This is a genomic window from Shewanella sp. 10N.286.51.B8, from assembly GCF_041469325.1.
Lineage (GTDB): Bacteria > Pseudomonadota > Gammaproteobacteria > Enterobacterales > Shewanellaceae > Shewanella.
In genome coordinates this window covers 12,556-35,845 of the sequence record NZ_JBFRKG010000017.1, presented here as the reverse complement: position 1 = coordinate 35,845, position 23,290 = coordinate 12,556, and the positions used below count along the sequence as shown (strand labels likewise).

The window sequence follows — 23,290 nt, the reverse complement described above, 5'->3', positions numbered from 1 at the left end:
CCTGTTTTTGATTAAAAACACAGTGGAAATATTATTTATCAAGTTACAATAAAAACAGATAATACCAGAATAATCAGAATACTTGCATCAGAAGTTAGTTCTATGACACTCTATGCACTGTATATAAAAACAGTAAGAGGTTAATCATGGCTGTAATAACAAAGTTTGTCGTGGTAAGAGAAGGGGTTGAGAAGATGACGTTTACATCTAAGAAAGAAGCTGACGCCTACGACAAAATGCTCGACATTGCGGATAACTTAGTGCCTTTTATTTCTGGCGCTGAGCTGGAAATAGAGGAAAATAGTGTCGAAAAACTTGCTTTTTATCTTGCATCTAACAAGGATGAACTTGCAAATTTATTAAAAGGGATCGTAAAGCCTAAAGCGGCTACACCCAAAACAGCAAACAAAAAAGCCACTAAAAAAGCGGCTGCAGAATAATAAAAACCTCACTTAGGATGGAAAATGAAAGCTGAGTTTTATGACACATTAAACCGCCAAGTACTGGCATTAATGACCGGTGAAGACGACCTTATTGCAGGAATGGCAAACTTTTCAGCGTTATTAAATGACAACTTAGATGATATAAATTGGGTTGGCTTCTATATTAAGCGTGAAGAACAACTCGTTCTTGGTCCGTTTCAAGGAAAAGTTGCTTGTACACGTATTGTGATCGGTAAAGGTGTATGCGGCACAGCAGCGGCAAATGATGAAACACAATTAGTGGCAGATGTGCATCAATTTGCAGGACATATTGCCTGTGATGCTGCCAGTAATTCTGAAATTGTAGTCCCTGTTCGCCAAGGCAATGACGTAGTTGCGGTATTAGATATTGATAGCCCATCATTGAATCGTTTTGATACAGACGATAGAAAAGGCTTAGAAATGCTAGTAAAAAGCTTTGAATCTTGCCTATTTGCTTAATTAGCGACCAAATATAGCAAATTGCGGGTCGCAATCGCTGCCATGAGCTTTATAATACCGAACAGCGCGCATTGCTATGGATAAAATTTATTTACTGTAAAATTACAGCTAAGTGAGTTAATTTGTTAAAGCATGTTTCAATTGCTTTAGCAATCGAATAAGAAGTGCTAATTTGAACGTTAAGCAAGATCTGTTTAACGAAAGATAAACGACTGTACTCGCAAAGAAAGCTGAGACTCAGTCCCTTTTATAACGTGGAAGTAAAAATGGAATCAACAGACAAGTTGACCGACACCAACGCAGTTTTAGCGTATTTATATGAAACATTTCCTTTATGCTTTATTGCAGAAGGTGAAACTAAGCCATTAAAAATTGGGTTGTTTCAAGATTTAGCTGCTAGGTTGGCTGATGATTCTAAAGTAAGTAAGACACAATTACGTGTTGCACTTAGACGTTATACAAGCAGCTGGCGCTACTTGAAAGGCGTTAAAACTGGTGTTCAACGTATCGATCTTGACGGTCAAGATTGTGGTGAGTTAGAACAAGAACATATTGACCACGCTCAACAAACGTTGAAAGAAGGTCAAGAAAAAGCCAAAGCTAAGCGTCAAGCTGTAGCGGCTAAAGCGGCGCCTAAAAAGCCAGCAAGAAAACCTGCTGCAAAAGCACCGGTTAAAAAAGAACGTCCAGCTAAGCCTGCAAAACCTGCCGCACCTAAAATTAATTATGTTGCTGCAAAATTTGACGAGCTTAAGCAAAAACAACGTGTTAGTGTCAAGTTAGGACAGAACCCAGTACCTGGTGTTATCACTGACATTAAGAAAGAAGATATCCATGTCCAGCTAGATACGGGTTTAATTGTTAAAGTTCGTGCAGAGCATATTTTATTATCGTGATCATTTAAGGAGTAACTTGTTGATGCGAAAACTCACTTTGGCTGCGTCGATTGCCACTTTATTTGTCGGTTTTTCGGCTTGGGCAATTTCACCAACGATTCAAATCAACGAGTTACCTAAACTTGAGCAAGAGCCTCAACATAAGGTTGCGAGTAAAAGGGTAACGAATTTATTTACTCGTTCTCATTATCATCGCTTTAACCTTGATGATGCTTTTTCTGAGTTGATTTACGACAGATATTTGCAACAACTTGATTTTCGTCGCAATGTTCTGACTCAAGCTGATGTTGATACTTTTAAACAGTATCAACATCTGTTTGATGATATGGTCAAATCTGGCAATATCTCACCTGCCTTTGATATGTACTCCCTAGTACAAAAACGTCGTTATGAACGTTTTACTTATGCACTTACTTTACTTGATAAAGAATTCGACTTTACCGAAGCTGGTGACGCTTACGAATTCGATCGTGAAGAAGCTGCTTGGCCAAAAGATGAAGCTGAATTAAATGAGTTATGGCGTCAGCGAGTTAAATATGACGCACTTAACCTAAAACTTGCCGGTAAAGATTGGAAAGAAACCGCTGAAGTATTAGGTAAGCGTTATAACAATGCCATTAAACGTTTAAGTCAAACACAAAGCGAGGATGTATTCCAAGGTGTGATGAATGCCTTTGCGCGTACTGTAGAACCTCATACCAGTTACTTGTCTCCTCGTAATGCAGAACGTTTCCAAATGGAAATGAACCTGAGCCTTGAAGGTATTGGTGCAGTTTTACAAATGGATGATGATTACACAGTAATTAAAAGTTTAGTTGCTGGTGGCCCCGCTGCTACCAGTGAAAAATTATCACCTGAAGATAAAATTATTGGTGTAGGCCAAAAAGACGGTGAGATAGTCGATGTTATCGGTTGGCGTTTAGATGATGTTGTAGAGTTAATTAAAGGCCCAAAAGGCAGTGAAGTTAACTTACAAATTTTACCTAAAAAAGGTGGCGCCAATGCAAAAGCATTTGAAGTGACCATTATCCGCGATAAAATTCGACTAGAAGATCGCGCTGCAACGTCAAAAGTCGTTGAGCCAACTGAAGGTGAATACGCCAACCGTAAAGTCGGTGTCATTCAAATCCCAGGCTTTTACATGAACTTATCTGTTGATGTAGAAAAAGAACTGGCTAAATTAAAAGAACAAAACGTTGAAGGCGTTATCATTGATTTACGTCGTAACGGCGGCGGAGCGTTAACTGAAGCCACATTATTAACGGGTTTGTTTATTGATATGGGCCCAGTGGTTCAAATTCGCGATGCAAATGGCCGTGTTACTCAAAACCGCGATAATGATGGCAAGAGCGCATATGATGGCCCATTAACTGTCATGGTTGATCGTTATAGTGCATCAGCGTCTGAAATTTTTGCAGCGGCATTGCAAGATTACGATAGAGCCTTAATTGTAGGTGAAGCCAGTTTTGGTAAAGGTACTGTGCAGCAGCACAAGAGCCTTGGCAGAATTTATGATATGTACGAAAAACCTATTGGTCATGTGCAATACACCATTGCTAAGTTTTATCGCATTAATGGTGGCAGTACCCAGCTTAAAGGTGTTACACCCGATATTATGTTCCCAAGTGCATTAGAGCCGGGTGAATACGGTGAATCTGAAGAAAAGAATGCACTGCCATGGGACAAGGTTCCTGTCGCGCAATACGGCACGTTAGGCAATATCAAACCAGAGTTAGTGACTAAGCTTGACGAAAAGCATCAGCAGCGTATTAAAGCAGATGTTGAGTTTGGCTATATCTTTGAAGATATCGCTGAGTTTAAGAAGCACCACGATGATAAAACCATTTCATTAGTTGAAAGTGAGCGAATCGCTTCACGTGAAGATGATGATAAGCGCTTACTTGATAGAACCAATGAACGCCGTGTTAAAAATGGTTTAGAACCATTAGCCTCTTTAGATGACGATGAAGAAATCGAAGACGGTGCAGATACTAGCATTGAGGCAACTGAAGTGGCACAAGCAAATGAGGCTGACGAAGAAACTGAAGACGAGTTAGTTGTGCCAGATGCTTTCTTAGACGAAACAGCATTAATCACCTTAGATATGGTTGATGCAAAGAAACTCGCACTGAAGTAAACTTTATTTCGTGCCAAAAAAACGCGCTCTAAGCGCGTTTTTTATTAAGTGAATTTTAGCTCTAACAAGAGCAGTGTTATTCAAGGATTACCTATGACTCAAGCACAAGCAAAACATCTTAAAGATTATAAATCACCTTTATTTACCATTAGCCATATAGCGCTAGATTTTGATTTAAATGGTGCAGAAACTCAGGTCGTTGCAAAGAGTAAAATCCAAAGAGTTGGCGAGCACAAAGAAGCGCTGCATTTAGTTGGTGAACAAATTCAGTTAACCTCAGTGTTAATTAATGGCCACAAAGCTAACTATAAAACAGAAAATAACCAGCTTATCATTGACACAGAGCTAACAGACTTTGAATTAACGGTTGTTACTAAACAAGATCCTGAAGCTAACTCAAGCCTAGAAGGTTTGTATATGTCCGATGGCGCTTATTGCACTCAGTGTGAAGCAGAAGGCTTTAGACGAATTACTTATTTCCTTGATCGCCCCGATGTTTTAGCCATTTATAGCGTCAGAATCGAAGCAGATAAAGCAGCGTTTCCGTTTTTATTGAGTAATGGTAATTTAGTCGAGCAGGGCACTTGTGCTGATGAAAGTCGCCACTTTGTTCGTTGGCAAGATCCTTTCCCAAAACCGAGCTACTTATTTGCGTTAGTTGCAGGCGATTTTGATTTATTAGAAGATAAATTTATCACCCGTAGTGGAAGAGAAGTAAAGCTACAAGTATTTGTGGATAAGGGTAATTTACATAAAGCCAATCACGCCATGGTGTCATTGCAAAAGTCGATGGCATGGGATGAGTCGCGTTTTGATTTAGAGTATGACTTAGATATCTACATGATAGTCGCGGTAGATTTTTTCAACATGGGTGCAATGGAAAATAAAGGCCTCAATGTATTTAATACCAAGTATGTATTAGCAGATACCGCCAGCGCGACAGATGAAGACTATCATGGCATTGAATCCGTTGTTGGGCATGAGTATTTCCATAACTGGACAGGTAACCGAGTGACTTGTCGTGATTGGTTCCAATTAAGCCTTAAAGAAGGGCTCACGGTATTTAGAGATCAAGAATTTAGTTCCGATTTAGGTTCTCGCGCTGTTAACCGCATTCAAGCTATTCGTGTCATGAAAAATCAACAGTTTGCCGAAGATGCTGGACCTATGTCACATCCTATTCGCCCTGAATCTGTCATTGAAATGAATAACTTCTATACCGTGACCGTTTATAACAAAGGCGCAGAAGTCATTCGCATGATGCACACCATTTTAGGTGAAGCTAAATTCCAGCTAGGAATGAAGTGTTATTTTGAGCGTCATGATGGTCAAGCTGTAACCTGCGATGACTTTGTCAACGCGATGGAAACAGCAAGCGGAATCGATTTGTCTCAATTTAGACGCTGGTATAGGCAAGCAGGCACTCCGGTGCTTAAAGTAACAGATCACTATAATGCTGCGACTAAGCAATATTCACTGACTGTTGCACAATCTGTGATGTCTAACGGTGTTGCAGGGGAGGTATTACATATCCCGTTCAGCATTGAGCTACTCGATACTCAAGGTCAGTCAGTTGCTAATACCGTGTTAGATGTAAAACAAGCACAGGAAACCTTTGTGTTTGACAATATTGCGTCATCGCCAATTCCATCATTATTACAAGACTTTTCAGCGCCAGTAAGACTTGATTATCAATTTAATGTTGATCAGTTAGTGCACTTAACGCGCTACGCATCAAGCGAAGTGGCTCGCTGGGAAGCATCTGTTGGGTTATTTAGCCAAGCCGTGTGGCAAAACGTCGCCAGTCTTGAAGCGAAAGAAACGATGCATTTAGATGCCAGAGTCATTGAAGCTGTTAGAGGAATTATCCTCGATGAAAGCATCGATAAAGCGCTAGTGGCTGAGATTTTGGCATTCCCAAGTGCTGCAGCATTAATTGAACAAGTAGAGACAGTGAACTTAGATGCCTTGGCGGCTGCAAGAGAGTTTGTGGTTAATGAAATCGCAGAGTCTTGTTTAGACGAGCTGGTAACGCGCTATCGTAGCTTGATTAATGAAGATAATGCAGCAAGTCGTGCATTTAAGAATATTTGCTTAAGTTTGTTGTCTAAAGTGTCTTCTGAATATGAAGACTTGGTGATTAACCAATATCAGCAAGCTTCAAATATGACAGATAGCTTAGGCGCATTAAAAGCGGCAGTCTCGGGCCAGTTGACTTGTCAGCAGTCATTAATGCAAGATTTTGAGCAAAAGTGGCTAAAAACGCCGCTAGTGATGGATAAGTGGTTTAGCTTACAAGCCTCGCAAAATACCGCAGATGTGTTGGAGGTTATTAAAGGGCTCACTGAGCATGAAAGTTTTAGTTTCAATAACCCTAATCGCGTACGCTCATTAATTGGATTTTTCGTAGCGGCAAACACCTATCAATTCCATGATGCAGCAGGTAAAGGTTACCAGTATCTAACTGATGTACTGATCAAGCTTAACGAGTTAAACCCACAAATAGCGGCAAGAATGATCACTCCGCTTATTCAATTCAGCAAGTTTGACGAAAACCGTCAGCAACTAATGAAAGCATCGTTACTGCGATTGAAAGCATTACCGAATTTATCTAAAGATTTATTCGAGAAAGTTGAAAAGGCGTTAGAGCAAGCTTAACTATCATTTTAACAATTAACGCCCACAAGGATTTAATTAATTATTGTGGGCTTTTTTATAAGGTTTTATAACGTTACGATGGAATTTAATTTTTCAATCTATGTGAGTTTCAATGATTTTCTGCCTTTTTACCAAGGTGCAGTGAAAAACGTTGAAGTTCGAGACCGTAATGGCAACGTATTACACATCAATGGTAAATATTTTAGACCATTTGTGACTGCTGCAGGCATTCATGGCTGTTTCATTTTACGCCTCGATACTTCAGGTAATTTCATTTCACTAAACAAGATTTAGAGTATTTACTTAAAACGGTCGATTGATTAGAGAGTGTTAAATTAGCTGGAATTATCACCTCTAACTTATTGAAAGTTAACAATTACATTTAAAGATTACTCACGGCTCATATATTTAAGCCATTCAATTCAAATCAGTCTGACTTTTTTTACCCATAAAATCATCTAACTGCACCAATTCATTCATAAATTTTCTTTTTTTTGAACTTGCCGAATCATGTTAATTGCTGTAACAATGGTGTTGCCTGTAGGCTAACAAAATGTTGGTTTAAATCCTATAACAACGAATCCGGCAGGTTACGGAGAGAAGCAAAATGAATATTGTTAAAAGACGCTTTAACAAGTCGGCACTCGCTTTGGGGGTGGTGTCGGCATTAACTTTGGGGATGAGCAGTAGCGTTAATGCTGTTTCATTTGATTGGGGAGAAGTACGCGGTACTTTCGATTCTACTTGGACTGTCGGAGCTAGCTGGCGTGTGTCTGATAGAGATTGGGAAGGGCAGATCGGTAAAGTCAACCAACCACAAATGGATTGGTCTGGCTATTCTGCATTTGGTGCCCCTTTCGGCCAAACACCTATCTATTCTAAAGCCCAAATTTGGGATCAAGCAGGGTCGTACTCAAGTAACAACGATTTGAGTAACCTACTTTATTCAAAGGGTGATACCACCTCTGAACGTTTCAAAGGGTTACATGAACTGTCACTAGAGTATAAAAATTTCGGTTTGTTTGTTCGTGGTATGTACTTCTACGATACTAAAATCAGCGATGGTGATTATGACTTTAATGACCCGCTAACTGGCAAAGAATTTGATCCGTGTGAAGATAGCCGCGCATCAGAAGTGCAATGTAAAGACATTCGCTTATTAGATGCTTTTGTATACGGTAATTTCGATTTAAATGATGGCAAAAACCCATTATCAGTGCGTGTGGGTAACCAAGTTGTTTCATGGGGGGAAAGCACCTTAATACCTCATGGTATTGGTGTGATTAACGCTGTCGATTTAAACATCCTCAATGCTCCAGGAGCTGAGCTAAAAGAAGCATTCCGTCCACAAGGAATGGTGTGGGCTTCATTAGGTCTGAGTGAAAATTTAAACATTGAAGCTTATTACCAATATGATTGGGAACCAATTTGGGTGCCAACCCCAGGTTCAAACTTTGCCACTAACGATTTTGCTGGTTTTGGCGGTTATAGCCAAAATGCACAGTTAGGTTTTAACGCTAACCCTGATATTAATCTTGAATTCTTAATGTCTGAGTATGCAGCATTATATAGTGCGGCATCTCAAGTCACAGATCCTGAGCAGCTTCAAGCAATGGCAGCCTACATGGTACCTTACGCGACTAAAGTGGCGCTGCTCCAAGATGAAGCAGAGCCTGCTGATGACGGCCAATATGGTATCAAACTAGGTTATTACGCGCCTAATTTCGGTGAGACTGAATTTGGTTTGTATTACATGAACTACCATAGCCGTCGCCCAATTATCAGTGGTACAGCGTCAGATTTCTCACAAGCTGCTATAGGTGGGGATTTCAATAAGTTATTAGCAAGTGGCGGTGATATCGACCGTGAATTGCTATTAAGCATGGATACATTTACTAAGGCTCAGATTGTCTATCCAGAAGATATTCAATTATACGGCGCAAGTTTTAATACTTTAGTGGGCGATACCTCTGTTGCCGGTGAAGTATCACATCGTATTGATGAACCTTTACAAATCGATGATGTTGAATTGTTATTTGCGGGTATGCCACAGCAATTAGCTAATGGCGGAATAGCTCCAGAATTAGATGGTGTATCCCAAATTAGTGGTGTCGAAGCTGGTGAAACAATTGATGGTTTTATCTTGTCAGATACAACTCAAGCACAGTTTACGCTAACCCATTTATTTGGCCCTACTTGGGGAACGGATAATTTAGTGATGCTTGCTGAAGTTGGCGGCGTGTGGATCCATGACATGCCAGGATTTGATGAGCTACGTTTAAATGGCCCAGGAACAGCTCGTTCTGGTGGCAATCCTGATATGCCAGGCATTATCGAAGCACTGCATGATGGTCCTGAAACTAATCCGTTCCCTACTGATTTTGCTTGGGGATATCGTTTAGTTGCTAAGGCTGACTTTAACAATGTCTTTGCCGGTGTGAATATGTCACCGCGGGTGATTTTCTCTCACGATGTTGACGGTATTACACCAGATCCAATGTTCTTATTTACTGAAGGGCGTAAGTCTGTGGCTGTTGGTCTAAACTTTGACTATCGCAGTCGCTGGGGGGCAGATGTGTCCTATAACAGCTTCTTTGGTGGCGTAGGCACAACTAATGCAATGACTGACAGAGATTATGTCTCTTTCAACGTCAAGTATTCGATCTAAAAGGATAATAATAATGAAGAAACTGACGATATTATCGGCTGCTGTCATGTTATCGCTGACTGCACCAGTAGCGATGGCGAAAGTATCAGAAGCCGAAGCTGCAAAATTAGGTACTGAATTAACCCCTTTAGGGGCAGTTATGGCAGCTAATGCTGATGGCTCTATCCCTGCATGGGATAAGGGGATTACATCAGCACCAGCTGGGTATGAGAAGGGCATGCATCATCCAGACCCTTTTCCAAACGATAAAGTGTTATTTACTATTACCAATGCTAACAAAGCACAATATGCTGAGTTTTTAACACCGGGTCAGGTGAAGTTATTTGAGCTTTATCCAGATACCTACAAAATGAATGTCTATGAGACTCGTCGTACTGCGTCTGTTCCTCAGTATGTTTACGAAGCCACTAAAGCGAATGCGTTAAACGCTGAATTAGTTTCAAATGGTAATGGCGTGAGTGGGGCATCTATTGGTGTACCATTTCCTATTCCATCAACTGGTTTAGAGGTGATTTGGAACCATATCTTGCGTTATCGCGGTGTTGATGTGGAAACTTATCGTAGCCAAGCTTCACCAACAAAAAGTGGCTCTTACACCTTGATCGAAACCGCTGAAGAGATCCGTTTTGAATATAGCCGTCCAGAGATCACGCTAGATAAACTCGCTGAAACTAATACCTTGTTCTTCTTTAAACAAGTTGTTCGTCAGCCAGCACGTCTTGCTGGTACTGCATTGTTAGTTAAAGAAACCATGGATCAAGAAGCATTACCTCGTCAAGCATGGACTTATAACACTGGCCAACGCCGTGTTCGTAAAGCGCCAAACGTTGCTTTTGATACGCCGGGTACTGTTTCAGATGGTTTAAGAACCACAGATGATTTTGACATGTTCAACGGCTCTCCAGTACGTTATAACTGGGAACTCGTTGGTAAGAAAGAAGTTTATATCCCTTACAATGATTACAAACTTCATTCTGATGCACTTGAATATGATCAAATCCTAAAACCTGGTCATATCAATCCTGAGTATGCTCGTTGGGAAAAACACCGTGTTTGGGAAGTAAAAGCAACTCTTAAAGACGGTATGCGTCATATCTATAAAACCCGTGTTTTCTATATTGATGAAGATTCATGGCAAGTATCGTTAACCGATATGTATGATAACCGTGATGAGCTTTATCGTGTGGGTACAGCACATTCTATCAACTACTATGAAGTTCCGACTCATTGGAGTACGTTAGAAATTTTCCACGATTTACAATCTCGTCGCTACTTAGCAATGGGATTAGATAACGAAGGCCGCATGTATAATTTTGATGCCAAGCTTTCTGAAGCTAATTTCACACCTGATGCGCTTCGTCGCGCAGGTATTCGCTAAGACCTTTATGGGGCGCATCATGCGCCCCAGCTATTCTTAAGGAAGTTTGTATGTCGTTTCGCACACTTCGCAATGTTGCCGTAATCAGTGTTAGCTGCTTTTTCGGTGTTGCATCAGCAAATGTTCAATTTGATCCGCTCAGCGTTCAACTCCAACCCCTTGCTCAATCATCTTTAGTGTTAGATATTGCTAACGCTGGCGATAAGCTAGTTGCTGTTGGTGAACGTGGCCATGTTTTAGTCAAACAACAACAATGGCAACAAGTGACTACGCCTGTTATCGCGCACTTAACCAAAGTATTTTTCCTCGATGAGATGCAAGGCTGGGCCGTGGGTCATGATGCAACCATCATTCATACCCAAGACGGTGGTTTAACTTGGACCTTACAATTTCAGTCATTTGAAATTGAAAAGCCGTTATTAGATATTTTATTTTTTGATGATAAAAACGGTATAGCGGTTGGGGCATATGGCTTGTTTTATCGCACCGAGGATGGCGGTCAAAACTGGCAAGAAGAATTCCATGAAGAGTTATTATTCGAAGAAGATATTGGTTATTTAGCGGATTTAAAAGCTGAAGATGAAGCACTGTATTTATCTGAACGCGCAGCGTTACTACCGCATTTTAACCGTGTTATTCAATTAGCTGACAATAGTTTATTAATGGTTGGCGAACTGGGGTTAGTCGCCACATCAATTGATAATGGTAAAACCTTTACTGCACATGATTTTATTTATGACGGTTCAATGTTTAATGCCATTGAAACGGATAAAAATATCTTTTTGATGGGGCTTCGTGGTCATGTTTTTGTTACCGATAAACAATTTTCACAATGGAGTGAAATTAAATTACCGGTTAAGTCAACGATACATAACGCTTATATCAACACAGATGGTTCAATTTACTTAGTTGGTAACGCTGGCATGATCATTGAGCTCAATAATAAGCTTGAGGCCAAAGTCATAGCTCGCAGACAAGGTGAAAACATTGTTGCTGTAGCCAGTGATAATCAAGGGGAACTTTGGTTTGCAGGTACTAAAGGCTTATTCCAACTTAAGTAGCCATAACAAATAGCCATCACAAAATGATAACTAAAATTAAAACAACAATAATAGGGCCGATAAGATGTTAGAAAAACTGGTCAATGGATTTGAAAGTTACCTCTTTAGACACAGGATGTGGGTAATATTTTCATTTATATTAATTACCTTCTTTCTAGGTTACCAAGCTAGCCAATTAAAAATGGATGCCGCTTTTAGTAAGAATATTCCATTAAATCATGAATACATGAAAACCTATACCAAGCATCAAAAAGATTTTGGTGGTGCGAATAGGATCATGGTGGCAGTGGAAGATACCAGCGGCAATATTTTTAACCCAGAGTATTTTGAAACCCTCAAAAATGTACATGATCAACTCTTTTTCATTCCTGGGGTTGAACGCTCTCAAGTTAAGTCATTGTATTCACCTTCGACTCGATTTACCGAAGTCGTTGAAGATGGTTTTGCTGGTGGGCCGGTTATTCCTGCTGACTTTCGTAATGATGAATATGGCTTAAATACTGTCAGAGACAATATCGAAAAAGCCGGTATTGTTGGCCGCTTAGTGTCCAATGATTATTCATCAGCTATGTTAACGGCGCAGTTAATGGAGTTTGTAGCAAAAACAGATGAAGAAATGGCCGCATCTGAAGGCGCTGAAAAGGATGTTACTTTTAAGCCGTTAAATACGATTCAATTTGCTCAGCAACTTGAAAATGAATTACGCGCTAAATATGAAACCGATACCATCAAAATCCATATTATTGGTTTTGCTAAAATGGCTGGTGATGTAGCTGAAGGCGCTAAGGGCGTGCTGCTGTTTTTCTTGATTGCTATCGCAATCACAGCTGTGATGGTTTATTTATTTTCTAAGTCATTAATGCTGACGATTTTGCCTTTAGTATGCAGCTTAATTGCGGTGGTGTGGCAACTTGGGTTGTTAACAGTAGTAGGTTTTGGTTTAGATCCAATGTCAATTCTTGTACCATTTTTGGTGTTTGCAATTGGCGTAAGCCATGGGGTACAAATGATTAATGCGGTTAGGCGCCGTGTTGGTGATGGACAAGCCACTAAAGCTGCAGCTGCATCCGCGTTTCGTAGTTTATTAGTACCAGGCGGTATTGCATTATTATCAGACACCGTTGGCTTTTTAACCTTACTTGCAATCGATATCGGTATTATTAGAGAGTTAGCGATATCGGCATCATTAGGTGTTGCTGTTATTATTTTGACCAATTTAATTTTATTGCCACTGGTTATTTCTTACACCAACATCAAACCGGTTCAAGAGAATAAAGCGCAAAAAGATAAAATTGAAGGGATTTGGCGTAGCTTATCTAAATTTGCCACTCCTAAATATGCTGTCATTGTGCTGATTTGTACTGCACTGTTATATGCTTTTGGCTTGCAACAAGCCAGTAATATGAAAATAGGTGACCTTCAAGGCGGTGCGCCGGCATTGCATCTTGATTCAAGATACAACCAAGATACTTTTTATATTACTGATAATTATTCAATTACCACTGATTATATGACGGTGATTGTTGAAGCAACCCCTGAAGCCTGTACCTATCATTCCATATTAGCTGAGATCGATCAATTCGAATGGATGGTGGCCAATACCCCGGGAGTTGAATCAACAGCCAGTTTAGCGTCAGTGGCTAAGCAGGTTAATGCCGGCTTTAACGAAGGTAACCCTAAGTGGCAAATATTGCCAAGAACCACAGCAAGTTTAGTGCAAGCGGTAGGACGAGTACCAACGACTTCAGGTTTATTAAACGGCAACTGTTCGGTGATGCCTATTTTCTTATTTTTGAAAGATCATAAGGCTGAAACCATTGAAGTGGTGATTGCTAAAGTCAAAGATGTAGCTGAAAAGCTCAATACCGAAACATTACAATTTAAACTGGCTTCTGGCCCTGTTGGTGTCATGGCTGCGACTAACGAAGCTGTTAGTGAAGCGCAGCTACCTATGATGATTTATGTTTATGGCGCTGTATTTATCCTATGTTTAATTAGCTTCAAATCACTTAAAGCGACGGTAGCAGTGATTGTGCCGTTATATGTGGTGTCGACATTAGCACAAGCATTAATGACTTGGCTTGATATCGGCCTTGCGGTGAGCACTTTACCGGTGATTGCATTAGGTGTTGGTATTGGTGTTGATTATGGTATTTATATTCTCTCGACTATGGCAGGTAAACTCAACAATGGCATGGCGGTGCAGCAAGCCTATTTTGAAGCGTTAATTGAGCGAGGCAGTGCGGTTATTTTTACCGGGCTTACTTTAGCCATCGGTGTGAGTACTTGGTTCTTTTCTGCACTGAAATTCCAAATGGATATGGGAATTTTATTAACATTCATGTTTTTAGTGAATATGTTGGGAGCGATAATTATTTTGCCCGCATTATCAGCCGTTTTCTGGCGCAAACCCAAGTAAGTTAAAGGGTTTATAAATTAAAGAGGAGCTTAGCTCCTTTTTTTTTTTGCATAGTTAGTCTATCTAAACGCTTGATTGGTCAATTAGTGACTATAATTCTTGAATTAACAAGGGTTTTAGAGGATCTACCACTAAAATTTAGCTCGAAATAGCATGAAATTAGTAATAAACTTTGCGGCAGATCTCAGTTTAAGACGGGATCAACAAGCCGAAGCATCCAATATAATGATAAAAGCGCTGCCATAAACGCTTAAGGAAACTGCAACATGGCCTTTAAAGATGCAATGCCTTCAGTACTACTAGAAAATGTAGTCAATTTAATTCATAAAAAAATCCCTAATACTCAAGCAAAACAAGTTGAGCAATTTGCCCATTGTATATACGCCCATATGTCAGAAGACGACTTAAACGCTCGTAATGACAGCGATTTGTATGGCGCAGTATTAAGTCTTTGGAATGCCTTAAACAAATCTGCTGCAACCAATACCCACATTCGGGTATTTAATCCAAGTCAGTCAAAACATGGCTGGCAGTCAAGTCATAGTATTATCGAAATTATACAGCCTGATATGCCATTCTTGGTTGATTCAGTTGCTATGGCGTTAAATCGTATGGGGATTACTGCTCATATGATGCTGCACACACCAATGGCGTTGGTGCGTGAAAAAGAATTAGTTAAAGAAGTGTCTTTTATTAAAGATGCTGATGAAAACACAGAAAATGTTGCGGTGTTTTTGATTGAAATTGATCGCCAAAGCAGTGAAGCCGATATTAAAGCCATTGGTAAAGAACTTGAATCAGTTTTTGCTGATGTGGTGTCGTCAGTCGTTGATTGGCAAAAAATGTCTGACAAATTGTCAGAAACAGTAAAATTATTACCTAAGCAGCCTTTTCCTGGCGCGAAATGTGAAAAAGAAGAAGCAATTAGCTTTTTAACCTACCTAAATAATCATCACTTCACCCTACTAGGTTACCGCTATTATGAGTTAAAGCGTGTTGAAGGTGATGTTGAGTTAGTACCTGATTTAGATTCAAGTTTAGGATTAATGAGCCGCTCTGTTAATAAAAACGGCGAGCGTGGCTTATTACTGTCTTCGCTTTCTCAATCAGCAAGAAAAGAAGCTCTAGATGAGAGTCTGTTAGTGCTGACTAAAAGCTCGACTAAAAGCCGAGTTCATAGGCCCGCTTATGTGGATTACATCGGTATTAAACGCTTTGATAAAAAAGGTAACGTGATTGGAGAAGATCGCTTTTTAGGACTTTACGCGTCCAATCTTTATAACCGTAGCCCCAGAGAAATACCGCTGTTAGCTGAAAAAGTTGAACGGATTATGGAGCGCTCAGGTCTAGCACCACGTTCACATGACTACAAAGCGTTGATGAATACCCTTGAGAATTTACCTCGTGATGAGTTAATTCAATCTAAAGAAGATGAATTAGCCAGTGTTGCTCGTGGTGTATTACATATGCAAGACCGTGACAAATTAAAAGTATTTGTTCGTAAAGACGGTTTTGGCCGATTTTTGTCCTGTTTGGTGTATGTTTCAAAAGATCGCTACAACACTAAATTACGTCAAGACACTCAACGTATTTTAGCGCAGCATTTTAACAGCACTGAAGATGTTGAATTTACCACTTATTTCTCAGAATCGACTTTAGCGCGTACGCACTACATCGTGAAAGTTGATAATAATAATATGGATGTCGATGTGGCTGCTATTGAGAAAAACCTAATTGAAGCGGCGCGCTCTTGGGAAGATAAATTACAGAGTTCATTAACTAACTCATTAGGTGAGCAATCGGGTACTGGCTTAGTTAAACGTTACCTCAATGCGTTTTCACCAAGCTATAAAGAAGATGTATTGCCGAGTTCAGCCGTGGTCGATATTCAGCACCTTGAAGCGTTGAATGACGAGCATAAACTAGGCATGCTATTTTATCAGCCGCAAGAAACAGCCTTAAATGATAATAAAGTACGTTTAAAGTTGTTCCATAAAGATGAACCGATACATCTGTCTGATGTACTGCCAATGTTAGAAAACTTTGGATTACGGGTCATCAATGAGCGTCCATATGAAGTGAAAACTGAAGATGGTGCCACCTATTGGATCCTTGATTTCTTAATGATGGTGCAGGGCGCAGCAATTGAAAACTTGGCAGATAGCCAAGATCGATTCCAAAATGCGTTATCTCAAGTATGGCAAAAGAAACTTGAAGATGATGGCTTTAACCGCATGGTGTTGGCAACCAGCCTTACTGGCCGTGAAGTATCTATTTTACGTGCTTATGCCAAATATATGCGTCAAATTGATGCAACATTTAGCCAATCATATATCGAAGAAACCTTTAATCGTTATCCGCAAATTGCTGATTTATTAGTTAAAATGTTTATTCGTAAGTTTAACCCTAAACTTAAAACCCGCACTCTCAGTAAATTTTATGAGCAAATCGATTTACGCCTAGAAGATGTCTCTAGCCTTGATGATGACCGCATTATTCGCCGTTACTTAGATTTGATTAACGCAACGCTGCGTACCAACTTCTATCAAACGATTAACGATGTTGATGTTAAACCTTATATCTCATTCAAGTTTTTACCTGAAGATATTCCTGAGATGCCGCGTCCATTGCCAAAATTTGAAATCTTTGTGTATTCACCAAGGTTTGAAGGGGTGCATTTGCGTGGTGGTAAAGTCGCTCGTGGTGGCTTACGTTGGTCAGATCGTCGTGAAGATTTCCGTACTGAAGTACTAGGCTTGGTCAAAGCGCAACAAGTTAAAAATACCGTGATTGTTCCTGTTGGTGCAAAAGGCGGTTTTGTGTGTAAGCAGCTGCCTACAGACGGCGGCCGTGAAGCCTTCTTTAACGAAGGGCAAGCGTGTTACCGCTTATTCATTCGCGGGTTATTGGACATCAGTGACAATATCATCGAAGGCAATGTTGTACCGCCAAAAGATGTGGTTCGTCATGACGAAGATGATGCCTATTTAGTGGTTGCAGCCGATAAAGGCACTGCAACATTCTCCGATATTGCCAATGAAATCGCCATTGAATACAACTTTTGGTTAGGTGATGCATTTGCATCTGGCGGCAGTAATGGTTATGACCATAAGAAAATGGGCATTACCGCCAAAGGGGCTTGGGAGTCTGTCAAACGTCACTTCCGTGAAGAAGGCATCGATTGTCAAAGTACCGACTTTACCTGTCTGGCAATTGGCGACATGGCTGGTGATGTATTTGGTAATGGCATGTTGTTATCCCGTCATACTAAGTTAGTGGCGGCATTTAACCATATGCATATCTTCATCGATCCCAATCCAGATGTTGAAGCCAGTTATATCGAGCGTGAGCGTTTATTTAATTTACCGCGTTCAAGTTGGGAAGATTACAATACCAAGCTAATGTCAAAAGGCGGGGTAGTATTCCAACGTTCAGCTAAGTCATTAAAATTGACTAAAGAAATCAAGCTGATGCTGGATACTACCGAAAACACCATGACGCCAAATCAACTTATGCAAGCATTGCTAAAAATGCGTGTAGATTTAATTTGGAATGGCGGTATTGGTACCTACGTTAAGGCGACGACTGAAACTCATGCTGAAGTTGGCGATCGTGCTAATGACGCTATTCGAGTCAACGGTAATGAACTCAACGCTAAAATCATTGGTGAAGGTGGCAACTTAGGTGCAACCCAATTGGGTCGTATTGAATTTGCAGCCAATGGTGGCCGAGTCAATACTGATTTTGTTGACAATGTCGGTGGGGTTGATTGTTCAGACAACGAAGTGAACATCAAAATCTTACTTAATACTATTGTTGCAGATGGTGAACTTACGGTTAAACAGCGTAACCGTCTGTTAGAGTCAATGACAGATGAAGTCGGTGAGATTGTTCTGCAAGACTGTAACGATCAAACCCGCACCATTTCTGTGACTCTGGCACATGGTGTTGCTCAGTTAAAAGAGCATATCCGATACATTCAATATCTTGAAAAAGATGGCAAATTAGATCGCGCCCTAGAATTTTTACCAACAGATGATGAGTTAGCCGATCGCTTAGCAAATAACCGTGCACTGACTCGTCCAGAGCTATCAGTATTGGTTGCTTATGGCAAAATGGTCCTAAAAGAGCAATTGGTCACCGCTGAAATCACTGAAGATAGTTTTTTAAGTAAATTGCTAACGAACTATTTCCCGCAGCAATTGAAAGATAAATATGCAGATAAGATGATTTCGCATCCTTTGCGCGGTGAAATTATTGCAACTTCATTAGCCAATGAATTGGTTAATGATATGGGCTTTAACTTTGTACAGCGTATGCAAGATGAGACCGGTGCCTCAGTTGCTGAAGCGGCAATTTGCTACACTATGGCTCGAGAAATATTTAGCTTAACTGAACTAACACAGTCAATTACTAAGCTTAATGGAATTGTGTCTGCTGACGTTCAAAGTGAAATGTTGCACCAATTACGTCGTAACATGCGCAGAGCTTGTCGCTGGTTAATTCGTCACCGCAAGAAAGGTGAAAATATTGAGCAAACTGTAGCATTCTTCAAACCTGTGTTTGATGAATTAAAAGCTAATGTTGATCAATATATGATTTCTGCAGAAGTTATGGCTATTTCAACTGAAATTAAATTACTCCAGGAACAGCAAGTACCAGAGTCTTTAGCGCATGTTATCGCTAAAATGAGTACCTTATTCTCAGCATTAGATATTGCTCAAATTGCCCAACTTGAGGACAAATCAGTAAAACTGGTTGCTGAAACGTATTTCAGATTAGGTGCAAAAGTTGAATTACATTGGTTCTTAGAACAGATTAGTATTCAACCAGTGTCTAATCATTGGCAAGGATTAGCCCGCGCAGCCTTCAGAGAAGAGTTAGATTGGCAACAGCGCTCATTAAGCTCTACAGTCCTTCGAGCCTGTACAGACTCTTGCGATGCAGATGTGATCATTAACCAGTGGATTGATAATAATCAAAAGTTGTTAGAACGCTGGTTTAACCTACTGACTGAATTTAAGGTGTCTCAAAGCCATGATTTTGCAAAATTCTCAGTGGCACTGCGAGAACTTAATTTATTGATCCTTCATTGTGAAGGACCGAGATAATTATTTATAATAAGTGAACGAGCCCTGGCGATAGCCGGGGCTTTTTTTAGGTTTAGGAGAAAGCATGTTTTTTTATAAAGTTGCACAAAAAGTAATGTTTCAGATGGATCCAGAGATCGCGCATAATATCGCTATCGGAAGTTTAAAAAATACTGGAAACAACCCTTTAAACCTATTTTACAGTCAAAAAGTTGCCTCAGCGCCTGTGACTTGTATGGGCATTAATTTTAAAAATCCAGTTGGCTTGGCGGCTGGATTGGATAAAGATGGCGAATCAATTGATGCATTTCATGCGATGGGATTTGGTCATATTGAAGTCGGTACGGTAACGCCTCGTCCACAACCGGGTAATGAACAACCGCGTTTATTTCGCTTAAAACCTGCAAAAGCAATCATTAATAGAATGGGTTTTAACAATAAAGGTGTAGATAATTTAGTCAGAAATTTAATGGCGAAGAAATCCGATATTATTGTTGGTGTAAATATTGGTAAAAATAAAGATACCCCAGTAGATGAAGGTAAGAATGATTATTTAATCTGCATGGAAAAAGTCTACCAATATTCGGATTATATTGCGGTAAATATCTCATCACCTAATACTCCAGGTCTACGTACGCTGCAATATGGTGAGTTATTAGACGATTTACTATCTTCATTAAAAGAAAAGCAAACAGAACTCGCAAAAAAGTACAATAAGTATGTACCAATAGCACTAAAAATTGCCCCGGATTTAACCTCTGAAGAAATTGAAAAGATTGCTGAATCGCTATTAAAAAGTAAATTTGATGGCGCGATTGCGACAAATACCACTTTAACCCGTGATGCGGTTGTTGGCTTAGACAATGCTAACGAAGCGGGTGGCTTAAGTGGTAAGCCGTTGACGGATCTTTCTACTCAAGTGATCAGACAATTAGCGGGATATTTGAACGGTGAGATCCCGATTATTGGCGTCGGTGGAATAAATAGTGCCGAAGATGCCTTAGCTAAATTTGATGTAGGTTCAGAATTGGTACAGATATACACTGGCTTTATTTATCAAGGTCCGGGTTTAATAAACGATATTGTTAATGCTTATAAAGCTAAATAATATAAGTTGATCTAAAAATTAGTCTTTTGATCCAATAAATCAGATCTAATCAAGTTATAGCGATCGCAATCACGATCTTACGATCGTTATAACTTAATGATAAATATATCAAAGTTTTTAAATAATATTTTGATATTGTCTGAAATATAAACTATTATCAGATTGTATTGTTAAAGTAGGTATTTAAAAATGTTATTAATGCCAAATAAGGACTGGCAGTGGGAATATAATGAAACTTTTAAGCAATTAAGTATTTCATTAGGTTCCGAAATGGAGTTCTTAACCCCATATAAAACCAAATCTCTTATCCCTGATGCATTAATGACGTCAGAATTTAGTGTGGATCATGCTAAATTCTATATAAACCTACTTGAAAGTCTGCCTAAAGCGTTAAAAATGTCCGATGCTGCAGTCGTACAAACAGCGCTGAATGCCACCGCAGCGCATTTTATGATCAAACCACAAATGCCAAAATCTTGGTTTTTTGAAATCAGTCAAGAATGTGTTTATTGCGAAGTAGGTAAGTTATTTTCGTTAAATGCCAATGGAACCTCTGTTTTAGTTCTAGTGGTTGAAAACAGCTTGCAGGCAGCGTTAGTGATGGTGTTATCCCGAGAATGCCCTTTAACTGAATCTAAAGTTCTACAGCAGTTTGATATTATTAAGGTGATGCATAATCGCTTAAATCCCCTTAAAAAAGCCAAACTTGTGGTTGCTGCTTAATCTAATATCTGTTTGGTGATTTACTCGTGTGTATATTTTAATTAATAATGTTCATTGCGGCTTTTTTAGTTAAAAGCGCTATTTAATAATATTTGTTAAATTGAAAAATTATCAGATATCTTCTTTGTACCCAATTCAATTGGTTTTAGCTCGTCATATACTCTTCACTGTCGTTTTAAATTCGAATACGGGATTAGCTAAGCTAGTCTAATTTCTGGTTCATTTGCTGCGAATATAGCAAATGGCGCTAATAGTCATCAGCTTTAATGCTAATAGACTCAATTAGTTTTAAAAAGTATATTGAAACAAACAGAGATAAATCACCTCGAATAAGCGAACTTTAGCAAAATAAGTAAGCGGGTGTTGTTAAACATCTATTTTGAATCGTAGCAAGGTTAAGCGGTAAACAGACTATGAAAATTATAATCAAACCCATAATATTAGCGCAAGATCCCCAAGTCGCAGCCATCATTAAATCAGTAGGTAAAGAATTTGGTGCCATAGGCGAGGGGTTTGGCCCTTCTGATCCCGAAGTACTACAAATGAGCCGGTTTTATTGCTCAAAAAATAAGAGTATTTATTTAGTAGCATGCATTGATAATCAAGTGGTAGGCGGTGCAGGTATTGCAAAGTTCAACGGTGATAACAAGATTTGTGAGTTAAGAAAATTATTTCTATTACCTGAAACGAGAGGGCTTGGTTTAGGTAAGCGCTTAACTGAGCAATGTCTTACATTTGCAAAAGCAAACGGTTTTGAACAATGTTATCTCGATACGTTAAATTCAATGACAGCGGCAATTACACTCTATGAAAAGATGGGCTTTCAACATTTAGATAAGCCCCTTGTTGGTACCATTCACGGTGGCTGTGATGTTTGGATGCTAAAAAGCTTATAGTAATAATTTATAGACATTATTATCAAATGTAGGTTATCGATAACACGATAAATTTATTGTGTGAGTAATAACCAGCTTTAGTCGCTAATAACGATGGTTCGATGATCCTTATTGACTGTTTTAATGTGATAATTATAGATTTTGCCACAATACGCATGAATAAGAATAAGTGATTATAGTATCAGTAATTTATCTGTTATTCTGAGGGTATTATTGTTACTACGAACTTTGTAACATTTATCTTATTTTTAAATGAGTTTCCTAATGAGTCCAATTAATAAGAGTAAATCAAGCACTAAAATCACTATTCAAGATGTTGCTTTAATGGCTGGTGTGTCGAAAATGACCGTTTCTAGGGTGTTAAACAAGGACGAAAAAGTCAGTGACAAAACACGAGCGAAAGTGCAGCAAGCGGCAGATCAACTAAACTATCGCCCCAATATTTCAGCTAGGCGTTTAGCGAGTTCTAAATCTTATTTAATTGGCTTACTTTACGAAAACCCAAGTGAAGGTGGTTATGTTAGTCAGTTCATGATGTCGGCTTTAAAAAGTTGCCGCCAGCAAGGTTATCATTTAGTGGTAGATGAGTGTGAAGGCACCCAAGAAGAAAAGTTAAAAATCACACGTGATTTAGTTGAAGAAACACGAGTTGATGGCGTTATTCTATTACCGCCTTTTTGTAACAATATTGAGATTCTCAAAGAGCTTACTGTATTAAATATTCCTTTTGTACGAGTATCACCAGATGTGGAGTTAACCTTATCTGCTTTTGTTTGTATGGACGATTATCAAGCCGCTTATGAGATGACTAATTTGTTGATTAATAAAGGCCATAAAGACATTGGCTTTATTATAGGGCACCCAGACGTTGGTGCCAGTCGTCTTCGTTATCAAGGATTTTTAGATGCAATGCGATCTAAACAGTTAAACATTCCGCCAGAGTTTATTGAGCAAGGTATGTTCAGCTATAAGTCTGCATTAGGAGCTGCTAAGGCTCTATTAGATAGAGAAAATAGACCAAGCGCGATATTTGCTAGTAATGATGATATGGCTGCAGCAGTTGTTTCGGTTGCCAATTCCTTAGGCTTAAATGTACCCAAAGACTTAAGCGTTGCCGGTTATGATGATACCCCGCTTGCTACTACGATTTGGCCACATATCACAACAGTGAAACAACCTATCAATGCGATGGCTGAAACAGCTATCACATTACTGACTTCTGGCCAAATGAATCAAGTGACTTCAGATAGCCTATCAAATTTACGCCATGTTTTAGACTTTGAATTAAAAGAGCGAGATTCAACAACTCAGTTTAATGAATTAGCTTAATAGT

At 39.4% G+C, this 23,290-nt stretch carries 15 protein-coding genes; all 15 read left to right on the top strand.

Annotated features, from left to right (window positions below; all coding sequences use genetic code 11):
* The first annotated feature begins 146 nt into the window (after positions 1 to 146).
* The 15 genes from AB4160_RS07450 to AB4160_RS07380 all read left to right on the top strand — a co-directional run bounded on the left by AB4160_RS07450 (position 147) and on the right by AB4160_RS07380 (position 23,286).
* Entirely contained in the window at positions 147 to 440 is a 294-nt protein-coding gene (locus tag AB4160_RS07450) for a YebG family protein (protein WP_102437833.1), read from the top strand.
* A 24-nt stretch (positions 441 to 464) separates the two neighbouring features.
* Positions 465 to 923: a GAF domain-containing protein gene (locus AB4160_RS07445; RefSeq protein ID WP_102437831.1), complete on the top strand. Its 459-nt coding sequence runs from the start codon at positions 465 to 467 to the stop codon at positions 921 to 923.
* A 266-nt stretch (positions 924 to 1,189) separates the two neighbouring features.
* Entirely contained in the window at positions 1,190 to 1,819 is a 630-nt protein-coding gene (gene proQ / locus AB4160_RS07440) for an RNA chaperone ProQ (RefSeq protein ID WP_372004104.1), read from the top strand.
* Between the two features lie 22 nt (positions 1,820 to 1,841).
* A complete protein-coding gene (gene prc / locus AB4160_RS07435) occupies positions 1,842 to 3,956 on the top strand; it encodes a carboxy terminal-processing peptidase (protein ID WP_372004102.1) in 2,115 nt (704 codons plus the stop codon).
* Positions 3,957 to 4,049: 93 nt separating this feature from the next.
* Positions 4,050 to 6,614, top strand: a complete 2,565-nt coding sequence (pepN, locus tag AB4160_RS07430) for an aminopeptidase N (protein ID WP_372004100.1) — start codon at positions 4,050 to 4,052, stop codon at positions 6,612 to 6,614.
* Positions 6,615 to 6,692: 78 nt separating this feature from the next.
* Complete coding sequence (locus AB4160_RS07425; RefSeq protein WP_372004098.1) at positions 6,693 to 6,908, top strand: DUF2835 family protein; 216 nt, start codon at positions 6,693 to 6,695, stop codon at positions 6,906 to 6,908.
* 313 nt (positions 6,909 to 7,221) lie between these two features.
* Positions 7,222 to 9,282, top strand: a complete 2,061-nt coding sequence (locus AB4160_RS07420) for a DUF1302 domain-containing protein (RefSeq protein WP_372004096.1) — start codon at positions 7,222 to 7,224, stop codon at positions 9,280 to 9,282.
* Between the two features lie 13 nt (positions 9,283 to 9,295).
* A complete protein-coding gene (locus AB4160_RS07415) occupies positions 9,296 to 10,660 on the top strand; it encodes a DUF1329 domain-containing protein (RefSeq protein ID WP_102477260.1) in 1,365 nt (454 codons plus the stop codon).
* Positions 10,661 to 10,710: 50 nt separating this feature from the next.
* The gene (locus tag AB4160_RS07410) at positions 10,711 to 11,721 is read left to right on the top strand and encodes a YCF48-related protein (RefSeq protein ID WP_102437817.1); all 1,011 of its coding nucleotides are present in this window, start codon (positions 10,711 to 10,713) and stop codon (positions 11,719 to 11,721) included.
* Positions 11,722 to 11,785: 64 nt separating this feature from the next.
* Positions 11,786 to 14,140, top strand: coding sequence for an RND family transporter (locus tag AB4160_RS07405; RefSeq protein WP_102437815.1), 2,355 nt, complete (start codon positions 11,786 to 11,788; stop codon positions 14,138 to 14,140).
* A gap of 266 nt (positions 14,141 to 14,406) precedes the next feature.
* On the top strand, positions 14,407 to 19,251 hold the full coding sequence (locus AB4160_RS07400) for an NAD-glutamate dehydrogenase (RefSeq protein ID WP_102477262.1): 4,845 nt from the start codon (positions 14,407 to 14,409) through the stop codon (positions 19,249 to 19,251).
* A gap of 64 nt (positions 19,252 to 19,315) precedes the next feature.
* Positions 19,316 to 20,338, top strand: coding sequence for a quinone-dependent dihydroorotate dehydrogenase (pyrD, locus tag AB4160_RS07395; protein WP_102437812.1), 1,023 nt, complete (start codon positions 19,316 to 19,318; stop codon positions 20,336 to 20,338).
* Between the two features lie 189 nt (positions 20,339 to 20,527).
* The gene (locus tag AB4160_RS07390; protein WP_372004094.1) at positions 20,528 to 21,061 is read left to right on the top strand and encodes a cell division protein ZapC; all 534 of its coding nucleotides are present in this window, start codon (positions 20,528 to 20,530) and stop codon (positions 21,059 to 21,061) included.
* Between the two features lie 413 nt (positions 21,062 to 21,474).
* On the top strand, positions 21,475 to 21,957 hold the full coding sequence (locus AB4160_RS07385) for a GNAT family N-acetyltransferase (RefSeq protein ID WP_102477264.1): 483 nt from the start codon (positions 21,475 to 21,477) through the stop codon (positions 21,955 to 21,957).
* 264 nt (positions 21,958 to 22,221) lie between these two features.
* The gene (locus AB4160_RS07380) at positions 22,222 to 23,286 is read left to right on the top strand and encodes a LacI family DNA-binding transcriptional regulator (RefSeq protein WP_372004092.1); all 1,065 of its coding nucleotides are present in this window, start codon (positions 22,222 to 22,224) and stop codon (positions 23,284 to 23,286) included.
* Positions 23,287 to 23,290 lie beyond the last annotated feature (4 nt).